This is a genomic window from Peribacillus simplex, assembly GCF_030123325.1.
Classification (GTDB): Bacteria; Bacillota; Bacilli; order Bacillales; family DSM-1321; genus Peribacillus; species Peribacillus simplex_D.
The window spans coordinates 773,929-797,603 of the sequence record NZ_CP126106.1 but is presented as its reverse complement, the minus strand read 5'-3'; the positions used below and the strand labels follow the sequence as shown (position 1 = coordinate 797,603).

General features: G+C 43.2%; 19 protein-coding genes and 1 riboswitch. Of the genes, 11 read left to right on the top strand and 8 right to left on the bottom strand.

The window, feature by feature from the left end; translation table 11 throughout:
* Positions 1–123 precede the first annotated feature (123 nt).
* From QNH43_RS03760 to QNH43_RS03750, 3 genes are all read right to left on the bottom strand, one after another.
* Complete coding sequence (locus QNH43_RS03760) at positions 124–1,233, bottom strand: aminopeptidase (RefSeq protein WP_283916858.1); 1,110 nt, start codon at positions 1,231–1,233, stop codon at positions 124–126.
* A gap of 11 nt (positions 1,234–1,244) precedes the next feature.
* On the bottom strand, positions 1,245–1,715 hold the full coding sequence (gene bcp, locus QNH43_RS03755) for a thioredoxin-dependent thiol peroxidase (RefSeq protein WP_283916857.1): 471 nt from the start codon (positions 1,713–1,715) through the stop codon (positions 1,245–1,247).
* 62 nt (positions 1,716–1,777) lie between these two features.
* Complete coding sequence (locus QNH43_RS03750) at positions 1,778–2,197, bottom strand: potassium channel family protein (RefSeq protein ID WP_034305333.1); 420 nt, start codon at positions 2,195–2,197, stop codon at positions 1,778–1,780.
* A gap of 246 nt (positions 2,198–2,443) precedes the next feature.
* Positions 2,444–2,636, top strand: a riboswitch (cobalamin riboswitch).
* A 145-nt stretch (positions 2,637–2,781) separates the two neighbouring features.
* Between QNH43_RS03750 and metE the strand changes: the two genes are divergently transcribed.
* Both metE and QNH43_RS03740 read left to right on the top strand, forming a co-directional pair.
* Positions 2,782–5,088 carry a 5-methyltetrahydropteroyltriglutamate--homocysteine S-methyltransferase gene (metE, locus tag QNH43_RS03745; RefSeq protein ID WP_283916856.1) on the top strand — a complete coding sequence of 769 codons (2,307 nt, stop codon included), beginning with the start codon at positions 2,782–2,784 and terminating at the stop codon, positions 5,086–5,088.
* On the top strand, positions 5,085–5,561 hold the full coding sequence (locus QNH43_RS03740; RefSeq protein ID WP_283900819.1) for an acyl-CoA thioesterase: 477 nt from the start codon (positions 5,085–5,087) through the stop codon (positions 5,559–5,561). The genes metE and QNH43_RS03740 overlap by 4 nt, the downstream gene beginning before the upstream one ends.
* A 41-nt stretch (positions 5,562–5,602) precedes the next feature.
* Here QNH43_RS03740 and QNH43_RS03735 read toward each other — a convergent pair whose 3' ends face one another.
* Genes QNH43_RS03735 through QNH43_RS03725 form a run of 3 tightly spaced genes read right to left on the bottom strand, consistent with a single transcriptional unit; the run spans position 5,603 to position 8,240 of the window.
* Positions 5,603–6,388 (bottom strand): ABC transporter permease, encoded by a 786-nt coding sequence (locus tag QNH43_RS03735; protein WP_283916855.1) that lies wholly within the window; start codon positions 6,386–6,388, stop codon positions 5,603–5,605.
* A 4-nt stretch (positions 6,389–6,392) separates the two neighbouring features.
* Positions 6,393–7,184 carry an ABC transporter permease gene (locus QNH43_RS03730; protein ID WP_283916854.1) on the bottom strand — a complete coding sequence of 264 codons (792 nt, stop codon included), beginning with the start codon at positions 7,182–7,184 and terminating at the stop codon, positions 6,393–6,395.
* Positions 7,185–7,232: 48 nt separating this feature from the next.
* Complete coding sequence (locus QNH43_RS03725; RefSeq protein WP_076371163.1) at positions 7,233–8,240, bottom strand: ABC transporter ATP-binding protein; 1,008 nt, start codon at positions 8,238–8,240, stop codon at positions 7,233–7,235.
* Between the two features lie 150 nt (positions 8,241–8,390).
* On the opposite strand from QNH43_RS03725, the gene QNH43_RS03720 reads away from it, so the two are divergent.
* From QNH43_RS03720 to QNH43_RS03705, 4 genes are all read left to right on the top strand, one after another.
* Positions 8,391–8,711 (top strand): hypothetical protein, encoded by a 321-nt coding sequence (locus QNH43_RS03720; protein WP_283916853.1) that lies wholly within the window; start codon positions 8,391–8,393, stop codon positions 8,709–8,711.
* Positions 8,712–8,854: 143 nt separating this feature from the next.
* The gene (locus QNH43_RS03715; RefSeq protein WP_283916852.1) at positions 8,855–10,144 is read left to right on the top strand and encodes a glutamate-1-semialdehyde 2,1-aminomutase; all 1,290 of its coding nucleotides are present in this window, start codon (positions 8,855–8,857) and stop codon (positions 10,142–10,144) included.
* A gap of 338 nt (positions 10,145–10,482) precedes the next feature.
* Complete coding sequence (locus QNH43_RS03710) at positions 10,483–14,955, top strand: glutamate synthase-related protein (protein WP_283916851.1); 4,473 nt, start codon at positions 10,483–10,485, stop codon at positions 14,953–14,955.
* A 330-nt stretch (positions 14,956–15,285) separates the two neighbouring features.
* Entirely contained in the window at positions 15,286–16,377 is a 1,092-nt protein-coding gene (locus QNH43_RS03705; RefSeq protein ID WP_283916850.1) for an FUSC family protein, read from the top strand.
* A 58-nt stretch (positions 16,378–16,435) separates the two neighbouring features.
* Here QNH43_RS03705 and QNH43_RS03700 read toward each other — a convergent pair whose 3' ends face one another.
* Entirely contained in the window at positions 16,436–16,894 is a 459-nt protein-coding gene (locus QNH43_RS03700; RefSeq protein ID WP_081395760.1) for a MarR family winged helix-turn-helix transcriptional regulator, read from the bottom strand.
* Between the two features lie 321 nt (positions 16,895–17,215).
* On the opposite strand from QNH43_RS03700, the gene QNH43_RS03695 reads away from it, so the two are divergent.
* The 5 genes from QNH43_RS03695 (at position 17,216) to QNH43_RS03675 (ending at position 21,638) form a co-directional block, all read left to right on the top strand.
* A complete protein-coding gene (locus QNH43_RS03695) occupies positions 17,216–17,854 on the top strand; it encodes a biotin/lipoyl-containing protein (RefSeq protein ID WP_283916849.1) in 639 nt (212 codons plus the stop codon).
* A gap of 40 nt (positions 17,855–17,894) precedes the next feature.
* Positions 17,895–19,514, top strand: coding sequence for a DHA2 family efflux MFS transporter permease subunit (locus QNH43_RS03690; RefSeq protein WP_283916848.1), 1,620 nt, complete (start codon positions 17,895–17,897; stop codon positions 19,512–19,514).
* A gap of 18 nt (positions 19,515–19,532) precedes the next feature.
* Complete coding sequence (locus tag QNH43_RS03685; RefSeq protein ID WP_063234827.1) at positions 19,533–20,063, top strand: NAD(P)H-dependent oxidoreductase; 531 nt, start codon at positions 19,533–19,535, stop codon at positions 20,061–20,063.
* 13 nt (positions 20,064–20,076) lie between these two features.
* Positions 20,077–20,424 carry a hypothetical protein gene (locus QNH43_RS03680; RefSeq protein ID WP_283916847.1) on the top strand — a complete coding sequence of 116 codons (348 nt, stop codon included), beginning with the start codon at positions 20,077–20,079 and terminating at the stop codon, positions 20,422–20,424.
* Positions 20,425–20,717: 293 nt separating this feature from the next.
* Positions 20,718–21,638 carry an EamA family transporter gene (locus tag QNH43_RS03675; RefSeq protein WP_283916846.1) on the top strand — a complete coding sequence of 307 codons (921 nt, stop codon included), beginning with the start codon at positions 20,718–20,720 and terminating at the stop codon, positions 21,636–21,638.
* Between the two features lie 88 nt (positions 21,639–21,726).
* On the opposite strand, the gene QNH43_RS03670 is transcribed toward QNH43_RS03675, so the two are convergent.
* Positions 21,727–23,475 carry an ABC transporter ATP-binding protein gene (locus QNH43_RS03670; RefSeq protein ID WP_283916845.1) on the bottom strand — a complete coding sequence of 583 codons (1,749 nt, stop codon included), beginning with the start codon at positions 23,473–23,475 and terminating at the stop codon, positions 21,727–21,729.
* Positions 23,476–23,675: the final 200 nt, after the last annotated feature.

The following is a 23,675-nucleotide window of genomic DNA, read 5'->3' as shown; positions in this document are numbered from 1 at the left end:
AAAAAAAACACGGGCTCTATGTGTCCCGCGCAACTTTCTCTGAGGAGGTATTCCCTTAATAAAGCATATTCAGGTGTCCCCTTTTTGAGTTGGACAAAAGCCTTACCCTTATTAAAAAAGGCTTTATTTTAAAGAATTTGGGTTTAATGCATGTAATTCCGGCAAAATGAAATCGCCATCCCTTCTGATCGGGACGTCGTCAAAATAGATGTCACCACCCCCATATTCAGGACGCTGGATCAAGACCATATCCCAATGTATCGATGAACGGTTTCCATTATCCGCTTCATCATATGCAAGCCCAATAGCCAAGTGCAGACTCCCGCTTATTTTCTCATCGAACAATATATCGTCCATGGGTTCCAATATGTATGGATTGATTCCAATTGCGAACTCCCCGATAAACCGGGACCCTTCATCAATATTCAGAATTTGGTTCATTTCAGAGTCACGATTGGATGTTGCTTTAATGATTTTTCCCTTTTCCAAGTTTAATTCTATGTCACTGAAGGTGATTCCTTCATAGGTTGTGGGTGTGTTGAAGGATATCCTTCCATTGAGACTATCTTTTATGGGCGCCGTAAATACTTCCCCATCCGGTAAGTTCTTTTTTCCGGCACATATGATGGCCGGCATACCTTTAATGGAAAAGGTCAAATCTGTCCCTGGTGAAACGATCCTGACTTTGTCAGTCCGTTCCATCAATTGTTTTAACGGTTTCAAGGCCGCCTCCATTTTCCCGTAATCCATGGCGCATACGTTCAACAGAAAGTCTTGGTACCTGTTGAAGGTCATGCCAGCTTTTTGCGCTGATGCTTTGGTAGGATAATTAAGCAAGACCCAACGTCGGTTGTTTACATAGAAAAGAGTGGGGGAATTCATGGCCTCCCCTTGAAGACGGTGCCTCTCGATGGGAACATCAGTCATTTCCACATCGTTTTCTTCCCCTGTGATGATGATGACTGCATCGATATCCGTATATTTCTTCAGAGCCCATTGCGAAGATGTGTCAAGTTGTTCCTTCACATTCCCTTGTAACAGGTGGCGGCTTATCTCATCGTCTTCGAGTTCTACATATGGATAAGCACCCACTCTGTATATTTCATCAATCAGCTCTTTCAATAATGGCTTCGTGTTGATATGCCCCCGTATGAGGATTCTCTCTTTTGGCTGTAATTGTATCGAATGATGAATCAGCCTGGCTGCAAGCTTCGTTATTCGCTCATCCTTCATCTGCCTGTCCCTTATTTTTCGAGGTCGCGAAGAGTTTCAAGCGCTTCTTCGACGTGGCCTTTGACTTTTACTTTACGCCATTCTTTGACTACCTTACCAGCCTTATCTATCAGGAAAGTTGAACGTTCAATGCCCATATACTCCTTGCCGAAGTTCTTTTTCAATTGCCACACTTCAAATGATTCAGCTGCTTCATGATTTTCGTCAGCAAGAAGCAGAAAAGGCAATCCATGCTTTTCGATGAATTTTTCATGACGTGCTGCTGGATCTGGGCTGATACCAATGATGACAGCGTTCAATTCCTCGAATTGCTCATTATGGTCCCGGAAATCACAGGCCTCCGTCGTGCAACCTGGCGTCATGTCTTTTGGATAAAAATATAAAACAATGTTTTTCCCCTTGAAATCCGATAGGGAAACCATTTCACCATTGTTTGCAGGGAGTTTGAAATCAGGTGCTTTTTCTCCAATTTTTACAGTCATATTGTACCCTCCATTTCTTTCATTATGGTAAGAGTACCCAATAATCGAAAGAAACACAACTTTCATTTATCCTTCCTATCTTTCTGCTCCAGATCGATCACCGTCCGAATCACGAACGCTGCCGGCAGTGTATACCCGATGAAAGCCTGAATGGTAGCTATCATCCTACCCATGCCAATCGGGGCTATATCTCCATACCCTACAGAAAACATCGTCATCGCACTGAAATAAAAAGACGTCTTCAACTGTTCATAGAAAGTGCCATCCAACCGATTGCCCATATCAAGAATCACCGAATGATTCTGAAGCTCGTATAATAAATAAATCAATGCAAATCCAACCAATATCGTCGCATATAAATTGCCAAGCCACAGCATATCCTCCAGAGAAAACTTCTTTCCTCCCGACTCAACAAGAAATAACGTACGAATGCTCATCACCATGCAAAAAATGATTCCTGCAATCAAGATGTAGAAAGTCATCCCCCACGCCCCATTTCAATACGCCACTCCTTCTATACATACTCCCTGTCCAAACAATATATTCTTTTTTAGGAACAGACCTCATCCTTATCACCCACACACTCAATGAACGGATACTTTTTCCCGAATCTTTTTTCCAAGTTGACCCTTTTGGTCGGATATGTTAAGATTGTCTAAATTTTTATAATAGTTTTTATTTTATAAATTTTTGGCCTGCAAACAGTTTATTAAGGCAGGTTTTTTGAAATTTCATATGTGGGAATAGGTTCCTAATTTTTAATTAGGATTAAAAGGGAAGTCCGGTGTAATTCCGGCACGGTCCCGCCACTGTAATGGGAGTGTTAGCGCCATCAAATATGCCACTGATCAACGGATCGGGAAGGCCTGCCGCTAATGATAATCCCTGAGTCAGGAGACCTGCCTATTTCGACAACACTGTTTTAACCTACGGGAGATAGGGAGGTGTTAGGGACCTTATAATTGTAAGGGGCATTCTGCATGCCTCTTATTTTAAGCATTTCTAACTTTCTCTTTTGACGGTTAGGGGTGCTTTTTTTATTGTTCACTAAAATGAATGTAGGAGGATGGGAATTTTGAAAAGCAGTAGTTTGGGTTACCCTCGAATCGGGGAAGATCGTGAATGGAAACGTACATTGGAAGCTTACTGGTCCGGTAAAATCGATGAAGCGGAATTTATGGCACAACTAAAAGCAATCCGTTTAGGCAACTTACAAAAACAGAAGCAACAGGGCATTGATATCATTCCTGTCAACGACTTCACTTTCTATGATCAAATGCTCGATATGTCCGTCATGTTCGGTCTTGTTCCTGAACGTTATTCAGACTATGAAGGCGGTTGCGTCCCCCTTTCCGTATATTATTCAATGGCTCGCGGAAACAATGATGAAGTCGCTTCCGAAATGACGAAATGGTTCAATACGAATTATCACTATATTGTCCCTGAATTAAAACTGCCACAGCTGACTTTAACAGAAAATAAACCACTTGCAGCATATCGAGAAGCAAAGGAAAAGCTAGGGATTGAAACGAAGCCAGTGTTGATCGGACCTTATACCTTCATCTCCCTTTCCAAAGGCTTCAATAAACAAGAGATCCCCGGCATCATCCTGAGCTTGCTTCCCCTGTACACGCAAATCCTGCGGGAGTTGGAGCAAGAAGGCGTGAAGTGGGTACAAATGGACGAACCTTCTCTTGTTTCATCCATTTCCAAGGATGATATGCAAACTGTTACTTACATCTATGAAAAGCTGAATGAAGCAGCACCAAACCTGAACATCATGCTGCAAACTTACTTTGATGCAGTGGAACACTACCAAGAAGTCATCGAATTAAAAGTCCAAGGTATCGGTCTTGATTTTGTTCATGATAAAGGGAGGAATCTAAGTAATCTTGAAGCATTCGGCTTCCCGAAGGACAAAGTGCTTGCTGCAGGTGTGATTGACGGAAAAAACATTTGGCTATCTGATTTAACGAAAAAAATTCAATTGATCGAGACTCTTAAGAAAAAGGTAGCCGAAGACCAAGTCTGGCTTCAGCCCTCTTGTTCCCTGCTTCATGTCCCAGTGACCGTTCGTAATGAATCCGCCCTTTCAAAAGAAGTGAAACAGGCCCTTGCCTTCGCTGATGAGAAACTTGAGGAAATCACACTCTTGGTCAAAGGGAATAATCATGGCTTTGAAGCAATCGCCGAAAAAGTCGATGCCAATAAATTTACGGTTCAAACGTTAGCAAGTTCATATGCACGGAATCATGGGAATGTACAATCGGAAGTCGAAAAGGTTAAAACCATGACCGCTGGCCGTCACACTCCATTTAAAGAGCGTTACCAAAAACAACAGGAATTTTTCAAATTGCCTTTCCTTCCTACGACTACGATCGGTAGCTTTCCGCAGACATTTGAAGTTAAACAAGCACGCGGGAAATTCACAAGACGCGAATGGTCCACTCAGCAATATGAAACATTCGTTAACGAAGAAATCGGCAGGTGGATCGAAATCCAAGAAGAAATCGGTTTGGATGTTCTCGTTCACGGGGAATTCGAACGGACGGATATGGTTGAATACTTCGGCCATAAGTTAGGCGGTTTTGCCTTTCTGGAAAAGGGTTGGGTTCAATCCTATGGATCCCGCTGCGTGAAACCGCCAGTCATCTACGGCGATATCCATTTCATTGAACCGATGACAGTCAGGGAAAGTGTATACGCACAATCACTGACGAAGAAGACGGTAAAGGGAATGCTTACAGGTCCTGTTACGATTTTGAACTGGTCATTTGTCCGTGATGATATTTCCAGGGAGAATGTTTGTTATCAGCTGTCGCTCGCATTGGAAAAAGAAGTCATTGCATTGGAATCCGCTGGAATTAAAATGATTCAGGTTGATGAACCCGCACTTAGAGAAGGTCTGCCATTGAAAAAAAGCGATCGCGACGAGTATTTGAACTGGGCTGTGAATGCATTCTTGATATCCACATCAAGCGTGGAGGATACAACCCAAATTCATACGCATATGTGCTATTGCGACTTCAACAGTTTTATGGATGTCATCTCCTCACTCGATGCCGATGTAATTTCCATCGAAACATCCCGTAGCCATGGGGAGCTTGCTTCCGCATTCGAGGAAAAAACATATGAAAAGGGCATTGGCCTGGGTGTGTATGATATTCACAGCCCGCGTGTGCCGGCAGTGGAAGAAATGGTCGATATGATTGAACGGGGCATCAAGGTATTGGATAAAGACCAGTTTTGGATCAACCCCGATTGCGGCCTGAAAACAAGGGGTATCCCGGAAACCGTCGCTTCCCTGAAAAACATGGTCCTAGCAGCAAAAATCGTCCGTGAAAACCTTTTAGCCAAACCAAAAGGCCAATGATTGAAAAGAACGTAGCCCATCCAACACAGCAGTCACGGACTTTTTTAACCGACCTTGTTTTTCCACCGGATACAAATCATCACAATACCATCTTTGGCGGAAAAGTAATGGCCTATGTTGATAAAATAGCCTGCATTTCAGCTATGCGCCATTGTCGAAAACCCGTTGTGACTGCTTCAAGCGACTCTTTTGATTTTTTGGCCCCCATCAAGACAGGGGATGCAATCAACCTTGAAGCTTATGTCACCTGTGCTCATCGCACATCAATGGAGGTATTCGTGAAAGTGGAGCGTGAGAACCTATTAACAGGTGAAAAACAGCTTACCGCACGGGCTTTTTTAACGATGCTCGCCATTGATGAAGACGGTAAGCCGACAAACGTACCTCAGGTCATTCCGGAAACGGAAGAGGAAAAGCAGCAATATGTTGAAGCACAAGCAAGATATATTGAAAGAAAGAAAAAACGGAACTAAACAAAAACCCCTTCAACATGAATGCTGTTGAAGGGTTTTTTTTAGTTCCCTGCCCCACGGTACCTCTTCACTCCCTGATTCCATATGAAAACGGATATCACGAAAAAGGCAACCCCGATTACAGGTGTGGCAAATGCATATGCATACCACTCTTCTTTTCTTAGGAAATAAGATGCCGGATAGACACCAACAAACGCGAATGGCAGCACCCATGTAAGGACAAAACGGATGACCTTATTATAAATATCAACTGGATAGCGCCCGTAGTTCCCGATATTGTACATCATTGGCATGATGGATGTTTTCGCATCCGACCAGAACCCAATGCTTGCTATCGCAACGAATATGGCTGCATAAGCAAGGGCCCCTCCCATTGCAAAAATGATGAAAAGAATCGGGTCATACCACGCAAGCTGAAGATCCAATGAAATCCCCGAATAGAATATAATGATCAAACCGGTCACAACACCAAATAACGCTTCTAGCTCGATTCTTTCTAAAATGACTTGAAACAGGCTATGTATCGGCCTTGTTAATATCCGATCCATTTCACCTTTGACGATATAACGGTCATTAAAATCCCAGATGTTGAAAAAGGCAGAAAAAAGGGCAAATGGGATAAGGAAGAATCCATAAATGAATATGATTTCTTCACGGCTCCAGCCGCTTAAAAATTTGGTATGCCCAAAAACGACTAAGATAAATACCAGATTCACGACCTGATTCAGCAGGTCAGATAGGATTTCCATGAAGAAATCGGCTCTATATTGCAATCTGGTTTTCATATATTGACTCACATATTGAAAAAACATCGATACATAAAACATCCCGTCAACCTCCTTGAATAATCAGCTGTTTTTTTGCGACTATCCATAAAAGCTGAATCGGCATTATGAGAATGATGCACCAAATTAATTGTTGTAAAAGCGCCATGCCAATTTCGCCTGAACTGTACCCGTTCGTAAAAATCATGCTTGGTACATAGCTGATCCCTTGAAAGGGTAAATATTTCATCACTTCCTGCGCCCATACCGGATAGAAACTGATGGGCAGCAGCAGACCGGAAAATAAATCAATGATAACCCTTTTAGCCCGGATCAATCCGGCATTATTATATAAGAAAAAGGTAGTGATACCCGTCAATAAGTTAATTTGTGTATTGATGATGAAGCTGAACAGCAGGGAAATGCCGAACATCCCCCACGTAGACGGCTCGTGCGGCAATTCTATAGGAAAAATGAAAGCTACCAGCAGCATTCCTGGAATCGAGAAGAAGAAGAAACGAAATATCCCTTCCCCCAGTCCTTGCATCGTTTTCATGCCTAAATAGTTATAAGGCCGGATCATTTCAATGGCGACCTTGCCGTCTTTAATTTCAGTGGCGATTTCACGGTCAATATTATTGAAATAAAAAGCGCGCGCCATCCATGCAACCGCGACGTAGGTTGTCATCTGCATCCCTGAAAGTCCTTCGATGGAGCTTTTTTCTCCATATATCGCATTCCATAAGAAATAATAGGCACCGATATTGATACTATAAATTAAAATGCCTGTGTAATAATCCGTTCGATACGCAAGCATCATCAAAAAACGCATGCGGATCATTGCAAGATACTTTCCCATGGCCCTCCCCCTTCTTGATAGACACGTTGTTTCTTAATGATAAGAGAGTCAGACTGTGCCTTCTTCGTAAATGTTGCGAACAATCTCTTCAATGGACGTTTCATGGATTTTGATGTCCTTTATTTTAAAATGAGCTACAACAGCCGAAACAAGCTGTGAAATATGATCACTTTCTTCTTTCAACAAGGCAATGTATGTTTGATTTTTCTCATCATAAACCCAGTTAGCAGTAAATGGGATCGCCAATGATTGCAATTCCTTCAATGCGATCGGCTCGATGAATTGAAAATGGATTTGTTTTTCCTCAGCCCAGTTATCTTTCAAACTCTGTAATTCCCCATCATAAATGATCTGTCCTTCATCAAGCATGATTACGCGCTCACATAATGCTTCAATGTCACCTAAATCATGGGTAGTCAAAAGGATGGTCGTATTATATTTCTCATTGATTTCTTTCAGGAACTCACGAATCTTCATTTTCACGAGTACATCAAGTCCAATCGTCGGCTCATCCAGGAACAGCAAAGGCGGATTGTGGATCAAAGCTGCCGCAAGCTCGCAGCGCATTCGCTGACCAAGTGAAAGTTTACGCACTGGCTTGTCCAGCAAAGGTCCGATATCGAGCGTCTTGATGACATGTTCCATATGATCGTCATATTGTTCATCCGTTACCTTATAGACCTTTTTCAGCAGCCTAAAGGATTCTTGAACTGCAATATCCCACCAAAGCTGTGAGCGCTGACCGAATACGACTCCGATTGTCTGAGTGAACTTTTCCCTTTCTTTATGTGGATTCATTCCATTGACCGTGATTTCACCTGCTGTCGGTTCCAAAATACCTGTCAGCATTTTGATCGTGGTCGATTTCCCTGCACCATTTTCCCCGATATAAGCTACCATCTCACCCTTTTTTACAGTAAAATTGATATCATTGACGGCAGGGACGATCTTATAATTTCTGGTAAGTAAATCCCGGAAGGCACCCTTTAGCCCTGTACGGCTTGATGCCGACTTAAATTCCTTCCGAAGCTGTTTCACTTGAATTGCATCACTCATCCTGTTACATCCTCCGTAATCTCTTGTCCTAATGAATTAGTTTATCCAACCTAACCTTTTTAGACAATAAAAATGCTTGGATGCCAAATACCATTTTCAGGGCGAAATGATCGTTGTATCAGATACATATATAAAGGAGACGAGTATGCTATGAATATCAAGAAATTATTACTATCCCAAATTGAAAAGGTCGTTTACGACCTTCGATATGACTTCCTTTATGAAGATGAGTACGGTGAATTATTATGCCAGGTCATCCAAAGGGATTCCAGCGGGTCGATCGAAAGCACACCCATCAGTTTCCATCTTTGCATTAACGAAGAGAAAGGAACCGGCCATCTAATCTATTACCAAGCCCAGGGCGAAATGAACCGCCAATCATTCGACATCGAAAACCCTGACACCATCTTGGACATTCTTACTTTCATAACCGGAGTTTTGGGAACCGGCCCCATTTCGCAAACAAAATGATGGACCTGAACCCTGATGTTCTAGGGTTGCAGCGCTTCCACCAGGGAACTAATCACATTTCCTAGCCTTCGACCCCAGATTTACGGACGGAAAAGTGCTATGATTAAGATGAAATATGTTTATATTTTTAGGAGGTTTTAAGATTGGATTTTAGTAATTCGGAGCTTTTACATAAAGAGGCATTGGAACATATCGTTGGCGGGGTTAACAGTCCCTCCCGTTCTTACAAAGCTGTAGGCGGCGGTTCACCGGTTGCGATGGATTATGCCAAAGGTGCTTATTTCTGGGATGTGGATGGCAATAAATATATCGATTATTTAGCTGCATACGGCCCGATCATCACAGGTCATGCGCATCCACATATTACGGAGGCTATCGTTAAAGCTGCAGAAACGGGCGTTTTATACGGCACACCGACAAAACATGAAGTCAAATTTGCCAAAATGTTGAAAGAGGCCATACCATCCATGGATAAAGTCCGCTTCACCAATTCAGGAACCGAGTCCGTCATGTCCACCATCCGCGTTGCCCGCGCTTACACAGGACGGGATAAGATCATCAAGTTTGCAGGCTGTTACCATGGACACTCCGACCTTGTTCTTGTTGCTGCAGGTTCCGGCCCGTCCACTTTAGGTACACCTGACTCTGCCGGCGTTCCAAAAAGCATTGCACAAGAAGTCATCACGGTACCTTTCAATGATATTGAGTCATTTAAAGAAGCACTGGATAAATGGGGCACTGAAATTGCAGGCGTGCTGGTAGAACCGATCGTCGGCAACTTTGGAATCGTGGAACCAAGCCCTGGCTTCTTGGAAGAAGTCATTTCGCTATCTCACGAAGCCGGATCACTCGTCATTTTCGACGAGGTCATCACAGCGTTCCGCTTCATGTATGGAGGGGCACAGGACTACTTGGGAATTCAACCCGATTTGACCGCGCTTGGAAAAATCATCGGTGGCGGGCTGCCTATTGGTGCCTATGGCGGTAAAAAAGAGATCATGGATTCTGTCGCGCCGCTGGGACCTGCCTATCAAGCAGGTACGATGGCTGGAAATCCTGCTTCCATGCTTTCCGGGATAGCTTGCTTAGAAGTACTTAAAGAAGAGGGTCTGTACGAAGAACTTGACCGGCTGGGAAAAATCCTTGAAGAAGGTATCCTGAAAGCGGCCCGCCAATATAATGTTCCGATCACCATCAACCGCCTTAAAGGGGCATTGACGATCTATTTCACCACTGAAAAGATTGAAAACTATGAGCAGGCGGAAAATACGGATGGCGAAATGTTCGCTAAGTTCTTCAAACTCATGCTCAACCAGGGAATCAATTTGGCACCGTCCAAATACGAAGCCTGGTTCTTGACAATCGCCCACACGGATGACGATATCGCTTATACTCTAAAAGCGGTTGAACATGCATTCAAAAACCTAATATAATAAATCAAATCAGCATAATTATGCATTTTTTATACACCCTCAGGATGTACATCAATCTTGGGGGTTTCTTTTTTTTCTGTAATAAATCTTTAATATTGGCATTTGTGGCCACTTCCCACATAAATCCCATCATTCACAGCATCCAGCCCATTGTATAAAAAATTGATTTCTGAATATTTAAATGATATGATATGGATACATTTATATACATTTATACACTTTCTTTCAATCTATCAAAACTTGGACTATTGTTCGGGTTTACTAATATTTCCCCATTAAACACATGCTACAGGAGGTGAAAGGCAGAGAATAAGGGTAACCTTATTCAAGCCACATTTATGGCCCAACAATGGACACCTGCTACATTTAAAGAGTTTCACAAGGAAGAACATGATGCCTGCGGTATCGTTTCCTGCATCGAAAAAAAGAAAATCCCTACTAACGAAAACATCTTTTCCTGTATCGACGCCCTGGTTAAAATGAACCATCGCTGCGGCTTCATCAATGGTGAGGGCGATGGCGCCGGCATCCATATCGATATTCCCCGGGCTCTTTGGAAAAAGAAGCTTGAAGCGGTAAATGTCGATTCAAGCATCGTCGATCAAGATTCCTTCATAGTCGGCCATTTATTTTTAAGCAAAAAAACGGAAGCTAACGACTTAAAAATCGAAGTCAAGGAGAAACTGCTCAAGCATGGTCTCTCGTTGATATTCGAAACGGATAAAGCCTACCGTTCCGAAGCATTGGGACCGATTGCCATTCAAGAAGACCCAATGTTCTGGCAATTCGCCTGTTCCTCCACCATCAATAATAACCAGGAGCTCTCAAATGTCCTTTTTGAACTGACTTCCGACATCGAAAAAAGTGATTTCATCCATGTTGCATCTTTAAGCCAGCATCATGCGGTATACAAAGTGATGGGTGCGGGGGATACGCTCCCTGCCTATTATCTTGATCTTGCAGACCCTTTGGCTGCCTCCACCATGACACTGGGACATAATCGTTTTTCAACTAATACTCTCTCAAGCTTCTTCCGGGTCCAGCCTTTCAGTGTACTTGGTCATAATGGCGAAATCAATACCATCGCCAAATTGCGTGATGAAGCGAAAATGATCGGAGTTCCCATCGCTAAAGATGGAAGCGACTCACAGGATTTAAACAAGACGATCGAGACTTTCATCTGCCGTCATGGCTACTCTTTATTTGAAGCTGTCGATCTTATGTTTCCGCCAATCATCAATGAAATCAAGGAATATCCCGAGCACTTACAAGACTTATATACGTATTTAAGGGAAGCATGGGGTCATTTTGCACAAGGTCCGGCAGGCATCATCTCCCGTTTCGGCGATGAAGCCGTGTTCTCTGTCGACTCTTTAGGCTTGCGCCCACTATGGAATATTGAAACGGAATCATCCTATATGTTCACTTCCGAACCAGGAATCATCCCTTCCAGTGAATATACCGGTGATCCGAAACCGATGGGTCCAGGGGAAAAAATCGGGTTGAAATGGAACGGCGACCGTATTGAATTGTACACATACAAGGATTACCAGGATAAAGTATTTGAACTCTTCAATGATCGTTTCGTCCTTTCCAAAGACCGAGTCCGCTTACAGCCCCAAGTTTTTGAAAAGGTTATCTCCATGACAAACACGCAAGCCATTCATAATGGTCAGTATAAAGCCTTTGGGTGGGAAAGGGAGCATGTACAATTAGTGGAACAGATGGCCGAAAAAGGCGCTGAGCCCATTCGTTCACTTGGTCACGATGCGCCACTGGCAGCACTTAATCCCCAACGGACCAACATCGCTGATTTCATCAAGGAAAGTGTGGCCGTTGTAACTAACCCAGCGATTGACCGTGACAGGGAAACCGAGCACTTCTCAACAAGAACCATCATCGGAAAACGCCCTTCCCTATTCGAAGCGAATAAGGCAGGAAATGTCACGGAGCTGCTGACTCCCTTATTGATTGAAGGATCAACGGGTTATGAGAGTTCGTCAATCGTATCGCAGCCAAGCTATGATCAGTTCATTAAATATTACCAAGATCAAAAACTCGTGCACTTCATTTCAAGCACGTTCAATGAGGCTGAAAACATCACGGATGCCTTGACCAGGATAACGGATGAAAGTGTCAATGCAGTGGATGAAGGAAAAACACTGCTCGTTCTGGATGATGCCCTTGCCCATCAAAACGGCAACCTTTGGCTTGATCCCCACCTTGTCACTTCAGCCGTCGACCAAGCGTTGGTCCGCACAGGCAAGCGCCGTGATTGTTCCATCCTTTTACGTTCAGCATCGCTAAGGTCACTGCATGATATCATCGTTTCTTATGGTCTTGGGGCCAACTTAATCAGCCCCTATTATATGTTCCTTTCCTTATCTTCAGATGACATCAAGGGGGTTACCAATCTATATAACTCCTTGACGAAAGGGCTTGAAAAAGTCATCTCGACCATTGGCATTCATGAGCTGCGCGGCTATGGAAGACTTTTCTCAAGCATCGGTTTACATGAGGAAATCGCGAAATATTTAAATGTGGCTAACTTCTTTGGATCCAATGATCTGGACTATAATTTTGATAAAATCAAGGCAGATGCCATCCAGCGGGCGGAAGATTACGGCAATGAAAAAGAACGGATGGGTAAGACCTTCCATCTTTTCCCTAGAATTTGGAAATCCATTGGAGAGGTTGCTTCAACCGGGGACTATGATGCTTATCGCGAAAAGATCACCGAACAGGAAGAATCCAATCCTACGACGATCCGCCACTTGACATCATTAAAAACTTCAGATGCTTCCATCCCTTCTGAAGAAGTCAGTCTTTCGGTCGGCGAACAGGAATTGCCGTTCGTCATAGCATCCATGTCCTTTGGATCACAAAATGAGATTGCTTTCCGGGCCTATGCGGAAGCTGCCGAGAGGTTAGGCATGATCAGCATGAATGGCGAAGGCGGGGAGATAAAGGATATGCTGGGCAAGTACCCGAAATCCCGCGGACAGCAAATCGCTTCCGGCCGTTTCGGTGTCAACGCAGAGCTCTTGAACTCTTCAAATCTATTGGAAATTAAAATTGGGCAAGGGGCAAAACCTGGTGAAGGCGGTCACCTTCCCGGTTCCAAGGTCACAGCGAAAATCGCAGAAGCCCGAAATGCAACAATCGGTTCCGATTTGATCTCCCCTTCCAATAACCATGATATATACTCAATTGAAGATTTGGCGCAAATGATCCATGAGCTAAAAACGGCAAATGACAAAGCAAAAGTTGCCGTCAAAGTACCAGTCGTTCCAAACATTGGTACGATTGCTGTCGGCGTCGCAAAAGCGGGGGCCGATATCATAACGCTGTCTGGTTTTGATGGCGGAACGGGTGCTGCCAGGATCCATGCACTTGCACATGTCGGTCTACCAGTTGAAATTGGTGTAAAAGCGGCCCATAATGCACTGCTTGAGTCAGGTATCCGACAGAATGTTGAAATTTGGGCTGACGGTGGGTTAAAAAGCTCGATGGATGTATTGAAGGTAATGCTGCTTGGTGCAAACCGTGTAGGTTTCGGGACCCTATCGATGATTGCCGTCGGCTGTACAACATGCCGCGGATGTCACCTTGATACTTGCCATGTGGGAATCGCCACCCAAATCGAATCGGAAGCGCAGGCGAAAGAACATGGGCTGCGCCGTTTTGTTCCACGAAAATTTGATTTAGCCGTTCAAGGATTAACGAACATGTTCAGTGCATTTGCAAAAGAACTCAAATCTTTGACCGGATCACTTGGGGTGAAGAATCTTCAGGATATCGTCGGACGTTCCGATTTGCTACAGCAAGTTAAAGGTCAACAATCATTGGATTTAACCTATTTATTGAAAAACCTGGATATAACACCGTTCTCCCATAAAGAAACGGCGGCATATTTGAATGAAGGCTCCATGCAGGTAGCCGTTGGCGCTGAATATCTTGATTCGCATGTAGATGATCTGCAGCAATCCCGAAGTTATAGCTCGATCACTTCCGAGCAGCGTGTACTCGGCAGCAGGGTGTCCTGTCACCGCGTTAGGGGCAGATTGGATGGATCATACAAAAAACTTCCTCCCGTTCACCTATCCTACCAGGATGGTTCCATCCCGGGTAATGGACTTGGGGCATACAATACGGAGGGAATTTCAATCAGCGTGAATGGCGGTGCCCAGGATGGCATTGGCAAAACATCGATTGGCGGTAATATTGCCATCTTTAAATCTCCAGGAAAAGATGGGAAGTTCTACAATGGCTCCGTCGGTAAAGGCTTTGGTTACGGTGCACAGCATGGTCTTCTCATTGCCCAAGGCGATGCCGATGCCAGGGCGGGAATCCGGCTTTCCGGAGCTGATATGATCATTGGGGGATTATTGAAACAGCCGCTTCCTGAAAAGGAAAACGGTAATATTGCAGTAACTTCCAATATTAAGGGATTCGCTTTTGAATACATGACAAATGGAAGAGGTTTAGTTCTGGGTGATCCCGGTCCATGGATTTGCGCAGGGATGACAGGCGGTGTCGTTTATTTACGGCAACAGCCCGAATCTGGATTAACCAAAGAGGTCATTAAGAAACGGGTTGCGAAAGGGGCAAAGATTTCCATTGAGCCCCTTTCCGCAAAAGGCCAGCAGGATGTGGCCGAACTTCTGGGCAAATACACGGCCCTCCTGAAAGATCATGGCCAACCCGAAGAAGCGGCCTCTTTAGAGACATTGCTTCAAAATCCTGAACAGCACTTCCTTCAGGTCGTTCCAGTTAAAGAACAGGCGGATCCTGCCGTATCCACTGAGTGATACCGAAAATATATATAAAAAGGCTGATGCTTTTCCATTCGAGCATCAGCCTTTTCCTATCATATACCTCGGGGAGAGCCTTCAAACGATGGAAAAACACAGTTGAAAGCAATCAAGAAATTGCCTATCGTTTCTTTATATATTAAACTTGATTTTAGCTATTGTAACTCTTAGGAAAATCCTGTATATTACTTTTTGTTTACATCTTCTTATTTTAGTGTAAAGTACTAACAAATAAGTTAGAATACAACTTTAAGCATAAGCCTATATATAAATAGAGCCTTTTCTTACCACGATCCATTACAACACAAAGAAAGGATTAACCCATATATGAAGTTTGGTGCCCGCATTCTCAAAACAGGAATAGCAATTGTTTTAGCGCTTTATCTATCGGAACTGCTTAATCTTCCTGCTCCTGTCCTTTCTGGGATTGCTGCAATTTTTGCAATACAGCCGACCATATACCGTTCATATCAAACGGTGCTGGAGCAAATTCAAGGAAATATCATCGGCGCATTGGTTGCTGTCTCCTTCGTTTTGTTGTTCGGAAATGATATTTTTATAATCGGTCTTGCCGTAATGGTTGTCATAACCATCAATTTAAAACTGAAAATGGATAAAACGATTGTCCTTTCCATCGTGACGGTCATTGCCATCATGGAAAGCCAGAACGGGGAATTCCTGAATTTTGCCTTTATTCGTCTCTCATCCGTTTTGCTTGGAATCGTCTCTTCGTTCATCGTGAATCTGGTTTTCATTCCTCCAAAATACGAAGCAAAGCTTTATACACGCATTACAGATGTAACGGAAGACATCTTGAAATGGATCAGAATCAGCACAAGGCATGCTACAGAACACACTTTATTGAAAAAAGACATCAGCCGATTGAAGGCGGAGTTACTCGATCTGGAACATATCTATTCCATGTACAAAGAGGAACGGGAATATTTCAAGAAGAACAGTGTAGCTAAAGCAAGAAAGCTTGTCGTTTATCGGCAGATGATCATAACGACAAAAAAAGCGTTTGAAACCTTGAAAAGAGTCCATAAATTCGAGAATGAAGTATATCAAATGCCTGAAGATTTCCAACGGAGCATCTTACAGCAGCTTGATTCATTGATCCGCAAGCATGAACAGTTAATATTACTTCATATCGAAAAAATCAAGTCCATCGAGGAGATTGAAGATTGGGATCAAGATTGTTTAAGTCGTAAAGAGCTGCTCGCCCACTTCTTCGAACAGCAAAATCAAGTGGACGAAATGCATGATAATCTGGGCCATCTCTCTGCTCGCCTTGTTCCATTGATTTCTGCAGTCATAGAATATGACGAACAATTGGAACATCTTGAAAAGCTGATCGTCAGCTTCCAGTCCTTCCATAAGGAAGATAACGAATTATCTGTCCAGTATGTAGAAGATTAAAAAAAGACGGTTCCCGGGAACCGTCTTTTTTCGTCTCTATTTCGAGCAGGCTCCTCATTCAATCATCCAAAAGGTTCTTATCAGCAGCCTTTTCAATCGTATCCAATTTCTGCAAAAGATCCTGCAGCTCATCTTCTGAGAATGAGTTGAAGTTCTTGCCCATCAATTGGTTATGATCCGCAAGGACTCTCCCCAAAATCGCTTCCCCTGCCTCTTTCAATTCAAGATTGATGACCCTGCGATCCTTTTCAGAGGGCTGCCGTTTCACATAATCCATTTCGACCAACTTATCTACAAATACGGTAATCGCACTTGGCTTTACTGTTAAGAAGTCAGCCAGCTTGGTCGATTTGATCGACCCCTCTTTTTTCAATATCAATAATATGAAAAATTGCGGCGATGTTAATCCATAAGGCTGAAGATTTTTTGCTACGATGGCCCTAAGCTTCTTCCTAATCCGAAAAATCTGCATTTCTATACTATTAGTTACTTCCCATTTAAATTCCAGCCTTCTCACTCCTTATATAGGACAATCCTACCTCTTAAATTTAATTAAATGACATTCCGTTGTCAAATTAACTTTCCATATATCCTTAAAAATAAAAAAAATTCAAATTTTCACCACTTTACTGTATTTATTTCCCACTATTTTTCCGAATAAATTACATGACAAAAAATAATTAAACTGGTAAACTCTTTACTTATAATATTAATACTTACAAAAATTAATATTTATTAAAATTAATAAATAACCTTTAGAATAGGAGGCGGTATCATTTCTAGCTAATGAACGTTAATCAAAGGGAATACATCATCAATATTTTTGGAGGCGAAACAAGTGAATAGAGGACGTTTAGTTTTAATCAATGTCATTGGTTTGGTTATTATAGTAGCGGTATTAGCCGGTGGGGCTTATTACTATTATGAAAGCACGAATTTCATTAAAACGGATGAAGCGAAAGTGTCGGGAGAGCTATATACCATCGTTGCCCCCGCTGCCGGTAAATTAGCAGATTGGGACTTACACGAAGGAGACAATGTAAGTAAGAATGACCAAGTTGCCAATGTAAACACCTTAGATGGAAAAGAAGCAGTAAAAACCGCAGCACAAGGTACAATCGTTAAAACACAAGTGCATGATGAGCAGCTTGTTCAAGCGGGTCAAACGCTAGCTCAGACCATCAATATGGATGATCTGTCCATAACGGCTAATATTGAGGAAAATAAATTGAAGGATATCGAAAAAGGTGACAGCGTCGATATTATCATCGATGGAGATCCCGATACTGTTTTCGAAGGTACATTGGAACAGATCGGTTATGCCACAACATCTGTCTTTTCAGTGATGGGCAATCAAAACAGCAGCGGAAACTATACGAAAGTCACTCAAAAAGTACCAGTTAAAATTTCCATCAAAGCACCATCCGATAAAGTTCTGCCTGGAATGAACGCAGAAGTGAAAATTTCAACTAAATAAACCGGCTACACAGTTATACAGAAAGGAGGCTTTTCAATAAATGGCTTCTCAAACCATCTCAGTAAATGAAAACAAGGGAATGAAACAGTTTGCCCCCATGTTAATTATCTTAATGCTAGGTTTGTTCATGGTCATTTTGAATCAAACTCTGCTTAGTGTCGCCATGCCGAGGATGATGGCAGAATTCAATGTAGCTGCGACTACGATTCAATGGTTATCAACTGGATTCATGCTCGTGAATGGAGCCTTGATCCCACTGTCCGCTTTTTTAATAGAACGGTTTGGCACGCGGGTTTTATTCCTTGCTGCCATGTTGCTATTCACTGTCGGGACATTCATCTGCGGCATTGCACCTAATTTCCCCGTCATCCTTACAGGCCGTCTGATCCAGGCGGCTGGAGGCGGGATCCTCCAGCCATTGGTCATGACGATCATCCTTTTCATCTTCCCTCCGGAAATGCGCGGGAAAGGAATGGGGATATTCGGACTGGCCATTATGTTTGCCCCTGCCATCGGCCCGACTTTATCAGGTTGGGTCATTCAGGAATATAGCTGGCGGGTCATGTTCTATGCAATGGTGCCATTAGGCATGATAGTCATAATACTTGCCCTTTTAAGCATGCATAATGTAGCAGAACCAAAGAAAATCAAATTGGATTTATTGGGCGCCTCTTTATCCTTGCTAGGTGTTGCATCATTACTATACGGTGTCAGTGAAGCAGGTTCCAAAGGCTGGACGGATTCAATCGTTCTGGGAACGATCATCATCGGGCTGATCCTATTGACCCTCTTTGTGGTTCAACAGCTAAAATCGGAAACACCTATGCTCGACTTCCGTGTATTCAAGTATGACATGTTCGTATTATCGAATATCATTTCCGCCATCGTCACAGTGGCCATGTTTACCGGGATATTCTTATTGCCAATATATTTGCAGACTTTAAGAGGCTTCACACCAGTTCAATCCGGTCTATTGATGTTACCCGGAGCCCTTGTGATGATGGTGATGTCACCCATTTCAGGAGCATTATTTGACAAAATCGGTCCTCGTCCATTAGCACTTCTTGGTTTAGCGATCACTGCTGTCACAACCTTCGAATTTGCTAATTTGACTACGGAAACTACTTATTCGACTTTGGTCATCATCTATGCCATCCGTGCACTTGGAATGTCTTTACTGATGATGCCGATCATGACGGCTGGGATGAACCAGCTTCCTAAACATTTGAATACACATGGTACGGCAATGAGCAATACGCTGAAACAAGTTACCGGAGCCATTGGTACGAGCTTCGTGACGACCATTTATACTACCCGTGCTTCTTTCCATGGAACTGCTTTAGGAACGGAAATGAGTACGAGTGATCCCGGTTTTGTTCAGAACTTCCAAACAATCGTCCAATCCATCATGAGTACGATGAATCAAACTAGTGAACAAGCACAGGAAACGGCCATGTCGCTGATTTCCTCACAAATTCAGGGTCAAGCGAATGTGATGGGAATCAATGATGCATTCTTTTGGGCAACAGGCTTCGCAATTGCCGGTATCGTTCTCTCACTGTTTTTGCGTGACGTTCGGAAGGACAAAGCAATGAAAAAAGCTAAACAGGAACATTTGGATGTACCTTTGCTTCCTTCACCAGTAAAAAAATCGGTTTAACTAAATGGGGGAATAAAAATGAAGATCTATGTTGTTTACGACAGTGAAGGTAACCATACGAAAGCACTTGCCGAATCAATAGCTCAAGGAGCCGCAGCAGTTCCTGGGGCTGAGGTTCTCATTGACCATGTAAACGAGGCCGATGTTTATAAGCTACAGGAAATGGATGCAATCATTTGGGGCTGTCCCGGTCATTTCGGCACCATCAGCTCGAGTTTGAAAACATGGATTGATAAACTTGGGTATCTATGGGCGGAAGGTGCGCTGATCAATAAAGTGGGGGCTGTATTCTGTACGACGGCCACCGTACATGGCGGACTCGAGGCTACCATGTTAAACTTAATCACCCCAATGCTTCATCAAGGCATGATCATTGTAGGCTTACCCGGTACTGTCCCGGAAAACGCCTTATATGGTTCCTACTATGGAGTGGGGATAAGCTGTCCGCCCGGTGTGGATGACAACATCACCAAAAATGATTTGCAGCTTGGAGAAGCATTAGGAAAACGGGTAGCCCATGTCACCCGTTCATTCATAAACGAGCTCTAGGAGGCTTGATTCAATGGGCATAATTCTAATTATCATCGTTGCCATAATAGCGGTTACGGGCTTGATCACCTTCAATATCAAAGCCTTATCACCTGAAGATAAGCCGCCGGGTGTCGAGGAAGAGAACTCATTGGAAGAGTTCTCTTCCTCTTCGGCAGATGATTCCGTTACCGAAATCATCTCCCCAACAGACAATGATGAATTGAAAATGAAAGATCAGGATTATCGTTTGGCTCTTTCCAAGCTTCACAATCAAAAGCCAAATGATGAGCCAACTGCAGAAAAAAAGCCTAATCTTCGCAAAATGAAAGACGCGGAATATCGTGGTACATTGGAAGACTTCCAGGAAAATCGTGACTGAAACACATCCCCCCATTCGGCTCTTTCGCCTCTTTTGGGGTTTTCAATTACTATGCATGATAGAAACATTTTCGACCTCTGCCGCCGCCTTTAGCTTAAAGATCGACTGCAGGCTTAACTTATATTTCTGGTTGACAAATATTCACAAATACTTTAAGCTAAGGTAATGCAACACAAACATTTTTTTAAACTCAGCTTTTGTTGAGAGACGGAATTTTAAAAGGATTTCCTTTTTTCGTTCGTCACTTGCCTTTTTGGCAGGTGGCGATTTTTATTTTTACAGGGGTGAAAAACATGCAACTTTTGAAGTATTCCATAATGGTCTTAATCGGTTCGATCTCATATGGCACATTATCCACGATGATGAAGTTTGGATTCATGGATGGCCATTCTTCTGGAGAACTGGTCGGCAGCCAATACCTCGTCGGTTGGCTGATTGTCTCCGTGTTATTTCTTTTTTCGTTTAAATATAAAGTTTCATGGAAGAGTGCCGGATTACTTTTAATCACGGGCATGATGTCCACTTTCGTCGGAAAGGCATATGCCGTTTCCGTATCCGAGCTTCCCGCTTCGATTGCCGTTGTCTTTTTATTTCAATTTACCTGGATAGGCGTCCTCATTGAAAGTTTCATAAATAAAAGACGCCCGGATAAAAATAAACTCATTGCCATTTTCGTTCTCTTCATCGGAACATTATTGGCAGGCGCGATCTTTGGTCAGCCTCTATCCGGCCTAAGCCTAAAAGGCGTATTGTTCGGTCTATTGTCTGCGTTGCTTTTTGCACTGTATATGTACTGCAACTCTCAATTCGCAGCTGGGGAATCTTCAATGAAACGGCTGTTTTTCATTGCAACGGGTGGTATGCTGACTGCTGTATTCACGACTAACCCCGTCACACTTGTGACGAATCTTGTCCAAACGAACCTATGGTACTACGGTCTGCTGCTAGGCACTTTGGGTGTTTTAGTTCCTTTCTTTTTCTTTGCTGTCAGTTTGCCGAAAGTGGGTGTCGGGCTTGGAACGATTCTTTGTGCAGCGGAGCTGCCTTCAGCGATGGTCGTTTCCGTCATCTTCTTGAATGAGCAGGTTACGTCACTGCAATGGTTCGGGATGTGCTTGATCATCGTCGGTATCGCCTTGCCTGAGGGAATGAAGCATTTTCTGCAATTCCTTCCTGACAGAAAAAAAACGCTGCATGAAAAAAGGATTTCATAACGTTTATCCACCGGTTCGAATAAGAAAAAGAAAGACCATTCCCGTTAGCGGAATGGTCTTCTTTTTCTTATTGTTTTTCCTTTTCTACTTAAGCATCCAATTGTTGCACTTGAAATAGGTTGTAATAATGCCCTTGCTTTTTCATAAGTTCTTCGTGTGTTCCCATTTCCGTAATTTCCCCATTATCGATATGAACGATCCGATCGGCATGGGTGATGGTTGATAACCGATGGGCCACGATGATGGTGGTCCGGTTTTTCGCCAAAATATCCAGCGCCTCCTGGATATAGTGCTCACTTTCCAAATCCAATGCGGATGTGGCTTCGTCGAGAACAAGGATTGGCGGGTTTTTCAAAAATACCCTCGCAATGGCCACCCGCTGCTTTTGGCCTCCGGATAATTTGACGCCCCGCTCCCCGACTTTCGTTTCATATCCTTCTTTTAGACCCATGATGAAGTCATGGGCATTCGCCGCCTTTGCCGCTTCAACTACTTCTTCATCACTGGCATCGGGCCGTCCCATAAGGATGTTTGCCTTTACCGATTCACTAAATAAGATATTATCCTGTAGAACCATTCCTATTTTATCTCTTAGGCTGCGGACTTGATATTTACGGATATCCGTCCCATCCAATAATACCCTTCCCTCCGACACATCATAGAAACGGGAAATCAAACTGACGATCGAGGATTTCCCGCCTCCGCTCATCCCGACAAGTGCAATGGTTTCCCCTGGTTTAACATCCAAATTTATATGTTTCAAAACGGGTGCCTCTTTCTCGTCATAAGCAAACGATACATCCTGAAAGGTTATTCGGCCATCCACATGCTTCAGCTCTTTCGCCCCTGGTTCGTCATCGATATCATACTTCTCATCCACAAACTCAAAAACCCTGTCCATGGACGCCAATGTCTGGGTCATTGTCGTCGAAGAGTTAACTAAACGTCTGAGGGGATTATATAGCCGGTCTATGAAGCCGACGAAAGCAACCATGGTACCCAGTGACAATTGGTCATGAATGACCTGATAACCGGCAAATCCTATCACGAGCAGGGGGGCAATATCCGTGATCGTATTGACGACAGCAAATGACTTAGCATTCCAGCTCGTATGCTTTAGGGCCTTATCAAGGAAATTCTTGTTCTGCTTCGCAAACAATTCCTGTTCCCTGTCTTCTATTGCAAAGCTTTTGATGACTGACATCCCTGAAACCCGTTCATGAAGGTGACTCTGTACATCCGCCAACGCTTGGGACCGAATCCTTGTATAGGTTCTCAGCTTTCCGAAGAAATGCTTGATCGAAAATGCGTAAAATGGAAGCATGATGATGGATACAATGGTTAACTTCACGTCCATCGTAAACATGATGACTATCACTATGATAATCGTTGCGATATCGAGCCAAAGGTTCATCAGACCCGTGATGACAAAGTTCTTCGTTTGTTCCACATCCGTGATCATCCTTGAAATGACCTCGCCCACCCTTGTATTGGAATAATATTTAAAACTCAGTTTCTGTATATGAGTAAATAAATCATTACGAATATCATATAAGATTTTCGTTCCGGTCCATTGAGCGAAATATTGACGGTAATACTCAATCGGCGGTCTGACTGCAACGAAAATGAATATCATGATGGCCATTGCCCATAAAAGGCGTTCGGACTTCACGGCTTTGGACAGGTCGCCATTTCCGATGATGTCATCCACAATATACTTACTGAGCAATGGAAGCAAAAGCGGAATGGCGAACTTTAGCAATCCAATCAGTACCGTCCCGATTATCTGCCATTTATATGGTTTGACGAATTGCAAATATCTCTTAATGCTCCCCACGGATTTCCTCCTTTTCTGAATCATTAAATCCAAACTGTCAATTTGGAATCTTATATCTTATATGCACCATTCAATTATATTTTCCTTTTCGATGATTAACTATCAAAAGGTTTTCATCAATATCCTTCATAACCATTTATAGGAGGTGTAATGGTTCCTGCATTCTTGAAGGATTGAATCAGATGGTAGGCACGATACAT

What these genes read in the sequence shown, in the direction of transcription:
- QNH43_RS03730 (WP_283916854.1), bottom strand. Translation starts at nt 7,184, where the DNA reads ATGGGAAAGTATCTTGCAATGATCCGCATGCGTTTTTTGATGATGCTT.
- QNH43_RS03760 (WP_283916858.1), bottom strand. Translation starts at nt 1,233, where the DNA reads ATGAAGGATGAGCGAATAACGAAGCTTGCAGCCAGGCTGATTCATCAT.
- metE (WP_283916856.1), top strand. Translation starts at nt 2,782, where the DNA reads ATGGGAATTTTGAAAAGCAGTAGTTTGGGTTACCCTCGAATCGGGGAA.
- QNH43_RS03680 (WP_283916847.1), top strand. Translation starts at nt 20,077, where the DNA reads ATGGGCATAATTCTAATTATCATCGTTGCCATAATAGCGGTTACGGGC.
- QNH43_RS03690 (WP_283916848.1), top strand. Translation starts at nt 17,895, where the DNA reads ATGGCTTCTCAAACCATCTCAGTAAATGAAAACAAGGGAATGAAACAG.
- QNH43_RS03740 (WP_283900819.1), top strand. Translation starts at nt 5,085, where the DNA reads ATGATTGAAAAGAACGTAGCCCATCCAACACAGCAGTCACGGACTTTT.
- QNH43_RS03750 (WP_034305333.1), bottom strand. Translation starts at nt 2,197, where the DNA reads ATGACTTTCTACATCTTGATTGCAGGAATCATTTTTTGCATGGTGATG.
- QNH43_RS03735 (WP_283916855.1), bottom strand. Translation starts at nt 6,388, where the DNA reads ATGTTTTATGTATCGATGTTTTTTCAATATGTGAGTCAATATATGAAA.
- QNH43_RS03675 (WP_283916846.1), top strand. Translation starts at nt 20,718, where the DNA reads ATGCAACTTTTGAAGTATTCCATAATGGTCTTAATCGGTTCGATCTCA.
- QNH43_RS03725 (WP_076371163.1), bottom strand. Translation starts at nt 8,240, where the DNA reads ATGAGTGATGCAATTCAAGTGAAACAGCTTCGGAAGGAATTTAAGTCG.
- QNH43_RS03710 (WP_283916851.1), top strand. Translation starts at nt 10,483, where the DNA reads ATGGCCCAACAATGGACACCTGCTACATTTAAAGAGTTTCACAAGGAA.
- QNH43_RS03685 (WP_063234827.1), top strand. Translation starts at nt 19,533, where the DNA reads ATGAAGATCTATGTTGTTTACGACAGTGAAGGTAACCATACGAAAGCA.
- QNH43_RS03705 (WP_283916850.1), top strand. Translation starts at nt 15,286, where the DNA reads ATGAAGTTTGGTGCCCGCATTCTCAAAACAGGAATAGCAATTGTTTTA.
- QNH43_RS03720 (WP_283916853.1), top strand. Translation starts at nt 8,391, where the DNA reads ATGAATATCAAGAAATTATTACTATCCCAAATTGAAAAGGTCGTTTAC.
- bcp (WP_283916857.1), bottom strand. Translation starts at nt 1,715, where the DNA reads ATGACTGTAAAAATTGGAGAAAAAGCACCTGATTTCAAACTCCCTGCA.